The sequence below is a fragment of the Persicitalea sp. genome (assembly GCF_041751555.1).
Classification (GTDB): Bacteria; Bacteroidota; Bacteroidia; order Cytophagales; family Spirosomataceae; genus Persicitalea.
This window is the reverse complement of record NZ_JBGSXF010000539.1, coordinates 1-6,820: the sequence shown is the minus strand read 5'-3', so window position 1 is coordinate 6,820 and position 6,820 is coordinate 1. Positions and strand designations below refer to the sequence as shown.

Sequence of the window (6,820 nt, the reverse complement as noted above, 5' to 3'; positions counted from 1 at the left end):
CCCAGCAACACAGTCTGTAAGGACAATTGTCCGCAGTACGCGCTACCCAACGTCTTTACACCCAACAACGACGGCAAGAACGACAGCTTCACGCCGCTGAACTGCCCCGAGTTTTTGGACAAAACGGAGTTCACGGTCTTCAACCGCTGGGGTGTGAAGGTATTCGAGACGGTGGATTTGGCTATAAACTGGGATGGCCGGAGCAGCGCCGGGCAAGACTTGCCCGCCGGACAATATTTCTACGAGGCGAAGGTGAGGTTCCAGTCGGTGCAGCGCGAGGCGGAGCCGTTGGCTTTCAAGGGGTGGGTGCAGTTGCTGCGGTGAAATTCGTTTGAATAATTAGGAATCAGTTTTCAGAGATCACACGCCAAGCACCTCGCGAAAAGTGTCAAAATTAATAATTGGTATGGGCGGGAATAGGCTCGGGATTTTGCTAAGTTGCAAAATATCCTTGTCGTCACTCACTAGATAGTCGGCATTGGAGGCAATGGCGCAGTCAACAAATTTGTTATCGTCAGGGTCTTTTTCTACTAATTGCCATTTAAAGGATGCTTCGGTTCGCTGATGATTAATGGAGGTAAGGATTGTTTCGATCACAATATCAGCAGCTTGCAAACTGTACTCTCTTTCAATTACTTCTGCATATTCCGTAATAATTTCATTGCTGACGACCCAAACGAATTTTTTCGCTTTCCAGGAATCGTACAACCAACGAAGCTTACTCTTTGATGGAATGGAACGCAACAAACCATTTGTGTCTATCACGCATTTCATCGGCCTTTCTGGCGGCGAATTTCGTTCAGATACTCAGTGCGATTGCCTTTAATGCCTAGGTTTGAAATATCTTCGAGTGAAATATTCTTTTCCTTCATCACTCGGTCGAGTTCCTTCTGAAGCTGCTTATCGAGAAAATCGACTAACGTGTCTCTCAATTCAGCAATTTCCTCTTGATCCATTTCCCGACCGAAAAGCCGAAGGATCGCAGTTTGGGCTTCATTGAGTTTTCTATTCGGCTCTTTCATCACCTAAATCTTTTAGTTTGTCATTTTCCAAAGATAAAAGAATTTTCAAAACACTTGCACTCGCTCCCTCACGCCATTTCCAGCTTTCCCTTACTCTCTTGCCACGCTCGGATAATCTGCGTCAACTGCTTGTACTCAATCAAAAAACCGTCGTGGCCGTAGAGCGAGTCGATTTCCCGGTATTCGGCGTCGGGGATATGGCGCGCCAGGAACTGCTGCTCCACAACCGGGAATAGCATGTCGGACTTGATGCCAAGTACCAGCGTTTTGGTTTTTACCTGACCGAGGGCATTAACTATACCTCCCTGGTTGCGGCCAACGTTGTGGGTGTCCATCATTTTAGATAAAGTCCAGTACGAGAAGGCATTGAAGCGTTTCATGAATTTATCGCCCTGGTAGCGCTGGTACGACGACGCCCGAAATTCGTCGGTTTGGTCTGGATTATCGCGGGCTTGCGTAAAATTATAAGTATCGTAATTACGATACGATAGCAGCGCGAACGACCGCGCGGCCGCCATGCCCAGCAGCCCAGCCTCGGGCGTTTTTTCTTTCCAGGAGGCGTCGGCTTCGATGGCCATACGCTGGGATTCGTTAAAGGCGATGCCCCATGAAGAATGCACGGCGTTGGCGGCAATGAGAATCAATTCATCAAACAAATCCGGTTGTTGAATGGCCCATTCCAGCGACTGCTGACCACCCAGCGAACCACCCAGACACACCTTGATCCGCTTGATTTCCAATTCCTGCCGCAGTAAGTCCAGCGCGTTCACCACGTCGCGCACCGTCACGTTAGGAAAGTCATGGTAGTAAGGCTGCTTCGTTAGCGGATCGACGGACAATGGTCCGGTGGAGCCGTAACATGATCCCAGCACGTTGGCACAGACGACAAAATGCCGCTCCGGGTCGAAGTGCGTGTTTGGGCCGACTAGCCCGTCCCACCACTCGGCGGCATTAGCGCTGCCCGTAAGGGCGTGGCAGACCCAGACGATATTATCATCGTTTTCCGCTCGGACACCACTGGTCGTGTAGGCCAATTCAAAGCCAGGCAGGCTCTGGCCCGATTCCAACGGGAAGGAGTACGGGTATTTGAATACTTTTTTCTCAGAATGCATTCACTTGACAATTGATCGGTACGCCGATGCGAATGGAGGTTCAGCGTTGCGATTTTTGAATCCTTTTTGAAAAAAAATGGCGGCTCCGACTTTTTGGCGCAGCCGCCATTCGGGTTCAAGCTGGTACCGAAATTTGCGCGAAGGCTTGTTCCATATCAGCTTTGATATCGTCGATGTGTTCGATCCCCACTGACACACGTAGTTCGCCGGGAATTACGCCCGCGTTGAGCTGGTCAGCGGCAGACAACTGGGAATGCGTGGTGCTGGACGGGTGAATAATGAGCGTTTTGGAGTCGCCCACGTTGGCCAGGTGGCTAATCATTTTCACCGAGTTCACGAAGTGATCTGCTGCTTCTTTGCCCGCTTTCAACTTAAAGGAAAGTACCGCGCCCGAGCCGCGCGTAAGGTACTTGGCGGCAACCTTATGGTACTTGCTGCCTTCCAGCCCGGAGTAGTTGACCGACTCCACATCTTCGTGATTTTTGAGCCATTGGGCTAGTTTGAGGGCGTTTTCGCAGGCACGTTCCACGCGTAGGGCCAGTGTTTCTAAACCCTGCAGCAGCAGGAAGGCATTAAATGGACTTTGGCTCGGCCCCCAGTCGCGCAGCCCCTCTACGCGGGCGCGGATGATGAACTGGATATTGCCGAATGGTCCGTCCATCCCAAATACGTCGTTGAAGACCAGACCGTGGTAGCTGTCTGAGGGTTCGGTGAACTGCGGGTACTTGCCGTTGCCCCAGTTGAACTTACCCGAATCCACGATCACACCGCCCATAGAATTACCGTGGCCGCCGATCCATTTTGTCGCCGACTCGACCACGATGTGCGCCCCCCACTTGATGGGCTGGCAAATCGCGCCTCCCGCCCCGAAGGTGTTGTCCACTATTATAGGCAGGTCATGCTTCTCGGCTAGTTTGGCAAACGCCTCGAAATCAGGAACACTATAACTGGGGTTACCAATAGTTTCCAGATAAATGGCCTTGGTTTTATCATCGATTAGTTTTTCAAAACTTGATACGTCGTCACCATCCGCAAAGCGGGCCTCGACGCCAATATTCTTGAACGAGTTCTTAAACTGGTTATAGCTGCCGCCGTACAGAAAAGAGGTCGTCACGAAGTTATCGCCGACGCTCGTAATATTATTAATCGCCAGGAACTGCGCCGCGTGGCCCGAAGCCGTCGCCAGTGCCGCCACGCCGCCTTCCAGCGCTGCCATGCGCTTCTCGAACACGTCGGTCGTGGGATTCATGATGCGGGTGTAGATGTTCCCGAACTCTTTCAAGGCAAACAAGTTAGCTCCGTGCTCAGAATCATTGAAAGTGTAGGAAGTAGTTTGGTAAATCGGTACAGCCCGCGATTTAGTCGTAGGGTCAGGCTCTTGGCCGGCGTGTAGTTGAAGGGTTTCGAAATGTTGGGGGGCTTCTTGTGACATGGGGTTTTTGTTTAAGTGTTTAAGTGTTGAAAGGTTTAACTGTTGTTGGGGTGAGCCTATGTGTTCGCCAAGTGATGACTATGCGCAGCCAGCAGCACTGGCGAGACAACCGGGAGAACACCTTGAAAAAGGAAATTTGCCAGGTCAGGCGCACATGCAACAAAAAATACCGTAGAAACCAGCCGGGGCCAGATTGAACGGTAAAGTGGGCTGGCACTGGGCCACGCCGAAGACGGAATGCGGGTGATGCTGGTTCATGCGCGGGTTTTGGTTTATATTTCCTAAATGTATTTAGGTGGGAGTTAGCACCTTGTCCCGGTTGCGCGTGGGGTAGGTTGCCAGAGGTTCTATGAGCCCATTCTCTAGCCTCTTCTCTATAAATCAACCGCCGATCTGCGAAGCAATTGACTCGTATGCCACAATATTAAGGCCCAAACGACGGAATTCCAAGTCAAGTCGTCTTTTTTTGGCAAAATTCCTGGGAACAAAAGCCCTCCCGATCAAAGTTTTGGTATTCCCTGGATGTCGATTCCAGTAGCCGGGCATTGAGCCGAGCATTCTTTCTATCTTTGTCGATATCAGTTTTTCCCATTTTACTCCAAAACTCCCGGCTCATGGCCCAACACTATAAATTCGACAAGGAGAGGACTTCGCGCAAGCCAGGCGTCACGCCGTTGAAGGAGGCTATCGAATACGTTTTTGGCAAGCCGCACATGAAGCAGGGCTTCGAGGAGAGCTACGTCACGGCGCACTGGGCTAAGATCATGGGGCATCCTATTTCGTCCCGCACGCAAAAGGTATATGTACGCGACCATATTTTATTTCTACAAATAGAATCCGCCCCATTGCGTAACGAACTTGTCCACGCCAAGAAAAAAATCATCGAACTTATTAACCGGGAGATGAAAGCAGAATTGATCGAGGATGTCGTCTTTATTTAATTTGGGATGTCGGAACACTTTAATAAATCCGGCGAAAGCAATATTCCTTAATCGCCGGGCGACCGCCTCGGGGCGCCCCGCCGTCCGGCATTCACCAATCACACGGGCGACCCCGTCCTAATTGAAAACACGTGGCTAAAAAACTACCCACCACTCATAGAAGCACGATGCTGAACCAGGAAGAGAGCCGAAAGGATCTCGGATTTGGCACCAAGATTACCAGCGAACAAAGTCGCTTAGTCAACAAAGACGGTAGTTTCAACGTGCGTCGTGTGGGGGATTCTAATTTAGATAGTGTCAACTGGTACCACCGGCTGATTACCATGAGTTGGTTGAACTTTCTGGGCATGGTCTTTCTGCTGTACTTTGTCCTGAATTTATTTTTTGCCAGCCTGTACCTTCTCGTGGGCATCGAGTATTTGGAGGGCGTCAACAACAACCACCAATTGCCCGATTTCTGGGAGGCTTATTTCTTCAGTTCCCAAACTCTCACCACGGTAGGTTACGGACGCATCAGTCCCACGGGCTTCTGGACCAACGCCATTGCGGCCTCCGAAGCGCTGACGGGTCTGCTGCTCATCGCACTGGCGACGGGTTTGCTCTATGGTCGCTTTTCCCGTTCGACGCCGCGCATTCGTTTCAGCAAGCACGCCGTCATTTCGCCTTACCTAGACATCAACGGCCTGATGTTCCGCATCATCCACGAACGCGACAGTGAACTCATCGACCTGGACGTTGAGGTGACGCTATCGTGCCTGGAGGTGCTGCCGAGCGGAGCCAAAACCCGGAGATATTACCCGCTGGAACTGGAGCGCGGCCACGTCAATTATTTTCCATTGAATTGGACCATCGTCCATCCCATCACGGAAGAAAGTCCGCTCTACAATGCAACTGTAAAAAGCCTGAACGAGACCGATGCCGAGTTCCTGATCATCATTCGGGCTACGGATGAAACCTTCATGCAACAAGTCCACGCCCGTTATTCCTATCACTATGAGGAAGTTCTCTGGGGGGCGAAATTTGAGCCGATGTTCGATACCAGCGCGCAGGGCAACATTGCGGTTCGAGTTTCCGACATCGACCGCCACCGTCCTGCCTCCCTCAATACTTGAACCGCTCACCTATGCCCAAAAAAGTAACGCTTCCACCCTACCTGAAACCCGGCGACACGGTGGGTGTGATGGCCCCGGCCAGCCGGGTTCGATACGAAGATTGTCAGGCAGGCTTGCAAGTTCTGCGCAATCAGTGGGATTTGGAGATTCTGGAGGGAGCGACGCTACACGACGAACATTTTCAGTACTCCGCGCCGGACGAGCAGCGGCGCGAAGAATTACAAAAGATGCTGGACAATCCTAACATCCGAGCCATTTTGGCTGCGCGGGGCGGTTACGGCTGTTCCAGGATTGTGGACGACCTCAATTTTGCTCAGTTCAAAAAATCACCCAAATGGCTGGTAGGGTTCAGCGACCTAACGGTTTTTCTTTCGCACCTCAATGCCCTGGGCTTTGCGGCCATCCACGCACCGATGGTCAAAACTATGACTAACGAAGGCGGCGGGGAAGGCCTGGAATCGTTGCGGAAGGCTCTCTTTGGAGAACCACTTGCCTATGAAATCCCAATGCATCCCTTCAATCGGGAGGGAAGTGGAAAAGGCCCGGTCACGGGCGGTAATTTGTGCCTCCTGGCACACTTGGTCGGCTCGCAATCGGCGGTGGACACGGCGGGTAAAATTCTGTTCATCGAAGACATCAACGAGTACCTCTATAATATAGACCGAATGATGGTGCAGCTTAAACGAGCCGGGCAACTCCAAAACTTAGCAGGGATGATCGTCGGCCAGTTAACCGACTCGCACGACAACCCCGAGCCGACCTTCGGCAAAACCGACTACGAAATCATCCTCGATCATACCCAGGCTTACAACTACCCCATTTGCTTCGATTTTCCCGTCGGCCATGTCCCCGATAACCGCGCCCTGCCCGTCGGGCTAGTGGCAACTCTGGAAGTAAATGAAAGCGGTGCCTCATTGAATTATGAATAATGAGATAAATTTTCTCGCACCTTCAACGGTTAGACCCTTCAACATTTCAATCATTAAACGCTTTTGAAAACCTACTTCACCAACAAAGTCGCCTGGATCACCGGGGCTTCGTCCGGCATCGGCGAAGCGTTGGCATTGGAGCTTGCTAAGCAGGGCGCAAATCTTATATTGAGTGCCCGGCGCGCCGAAGAACTCGAGCGCGTTAAGGCGGCGACAGGCCTACCGGATGATAAGGTTCTTGTAATGCCAATGGATGTGACGGATTTTGATCA

9 protein-coding genes and 1 riboswitch are annotated in these 6,820 nt (G+C 51.5%); of the genes, 5 read left to right on the top strand and 4 right to left on the bottom strand.

Annotation, left to right across the window (positions count from 1 at the left end; all coding sequences use genetic code 11):
* Window positions 1–324 (top strand): gliding motility-associated C-terminal domain-containing protein (locus ACEW8P_RS19250; protein ID WP_373514703.1); only part of this gene is annotated, 324 nt, incomplete at its 5' end.
* Window positions 325–360: 36 nt separating this feature from the next.
* Here ACEW8P_RS19250 and ACEW8P_RS19245 read toward each other — a convergent pair.
* From ACEW8P_RS19245 to ACEW8P_RS19230, 4 genes are all read right to left on the bottom strand, one after another.
* Complete coding sequence (locus ACEW8P_RS19245; RefSeq protein ID WP_373514702.1) at window positions 361–774, bottom strand: putative toxin-antitoxin system toxin component, PIN family; 414 nt, start codon at window positions 772–774, stop codon at window positions 361–363.
* The gene (locus tag ACEW8P_RS19240; RefSeq protein WP_373514701.1) at window positions 771–1,022 is read right to left on the bottom strand and encodes a hypothetical protein; all 252 of its coding nucleotides are present in this window, start codon (window positions 1,020–1,022) and stop codon (window positions 771–773) included. The genes ACEW8P_RS19245 and ACEW8P_RS19240 overlap by 4 nt, the downstream gene beginning before the upstream one ends.
* A gap of 68 nt (window positions 1,023–1,090) precedes the next feature.
* On the bottom strand, window positions 1,091–2,134 hold the full coding sequence (gene metX, locus ACEW8P_RS19235; RefSeq protein WP_373514700.1) for a homoserine O-acetyltransferase: 1,044 nt from the start codon (window positions 2,132–2,134) through the stop codon (window positions 1,091–1,093).
* 115 nt (window positions 2,135–2,249) lie between these two features.
* Window positions 2,250–3,566 carry an O-acetylhomoserine aminocarboxypropyltransferase/cysteine synthase family protein gene (locus ACEW8P_RS19230; protein ID WP_373514699.1) on the bottom strand — a complete coding sequence of 439 codons (1,317 nt, stop codon included), beginning with the start codon at window positions 3,564–3,566 and terminating at the stop codon, window positions 2,250–2,252.
* Between the two features lie 269 nt (window positions 3,567–3,835).
* Window positions 3,836–3,949, bottom strand: a riboswitch (SAM riboswitch).
* 231 nt (window positions 3,950–4,180) lie between these two features.
* Between ACEW8P_RS19230 and ACEW8P_RS19225 the strand changes: the two genes are divergently transcribed.
* From ACEW8P_RS19225 to ACEW8P_RS19210, 4 genes are all read left to right on the top strand, one after another.
* Window positions 4,181–4,507 carry a DUF721 domain-containing protein gene (locus tag ACEW8P_RS19225; RefSeq protein WP_373514698.1) on the top strand — a complete coding sequence of 109 codons (327 nt, stop codon included), beginning with the start codon at window positions 4,181–4,183 and terminating at the stop codon, window positions 4,505–4,507.
* Between the two features lie 131 nt (window positions 4,508–4,638).
* Window positions 4,639–5,619: an ion channel gene (locus ACEW8P_RS19220; protein WP_373514697.1), complete on the top strand. Its 981-nt coding sequence runs from the start codon at window positions 4,639–4,641 to the stop codon at window positions 5,617–5,619.
* An 11-nt stretch (window positions 5,620–5,630) separates the two neighbouring features.
* Window positions 5,631–6,548: an LD-carboxypeptidase gene (locus ACEW8P_RS19215; protein ID WP_373514696.1), complete on the top strand. Its 918-nt coding sequence runs from the start codon at window positions 5,631–5,633 to the stop codon at window positions 6,546–6,548.
* A gap of 63 nt (window positions 6,549–6,611) precedes the next feature.
* A partial coding sequence (locus ACEW8P_RS19210) for an SDR family NAD(P)-dependent oxidoreductase (RefSeq protein ID WP_373514695.1) occupies window positions 6,612–6,820 on the top strand: 209 nt, incomplete at its 3' end.

Bases quoted from the DNA above. Each gene is read 5' to 3' on its own strand.
- ACEW8P_RS19215 (WP_373514696.1), top strand. From the start codon at position 5,631: ATGCCCAAAAAAGTAACGCTTCCACCCTACCTGAAACCCGGCGACACG.
- ACEW8P_RS19245 (WP_373514702.1), bottom strand. From the start codon at position 774: ATGAAATGCGTGATAGACACAAATGGTTTGTTGCGTTCCATTCCATCA.
- ACEW8P_RS19230 (WP_373514699.1), bottom strand. From the start codon at position 3,566: ATGTCACAAGAAGCCCCCCAACATTTCGAAACCCTTCAACTACACGCC.
- ACEW8P_RS19240 (WP_373514701.1), bottom strand. From the start codon at position 1,022: ATGAAAGAGCCGAATAGAAAACTCAATGAAGCCCAAACTGCGATCCTT.
- ACEW8P_RS19225 (WP_373514698.1), top strand. From the start codon at position 4,181: ATGGCCCAACACTATAAATTCGACAAGGAGAGGACTTCGCGCAAGCCA.
- metX (WP_373514700.1), bottom strand. From the start codon at position 2,134: ATGCATTCTGAGAAAAAAGTATTCAAATACCCGTACTCCTTCCCGTTG.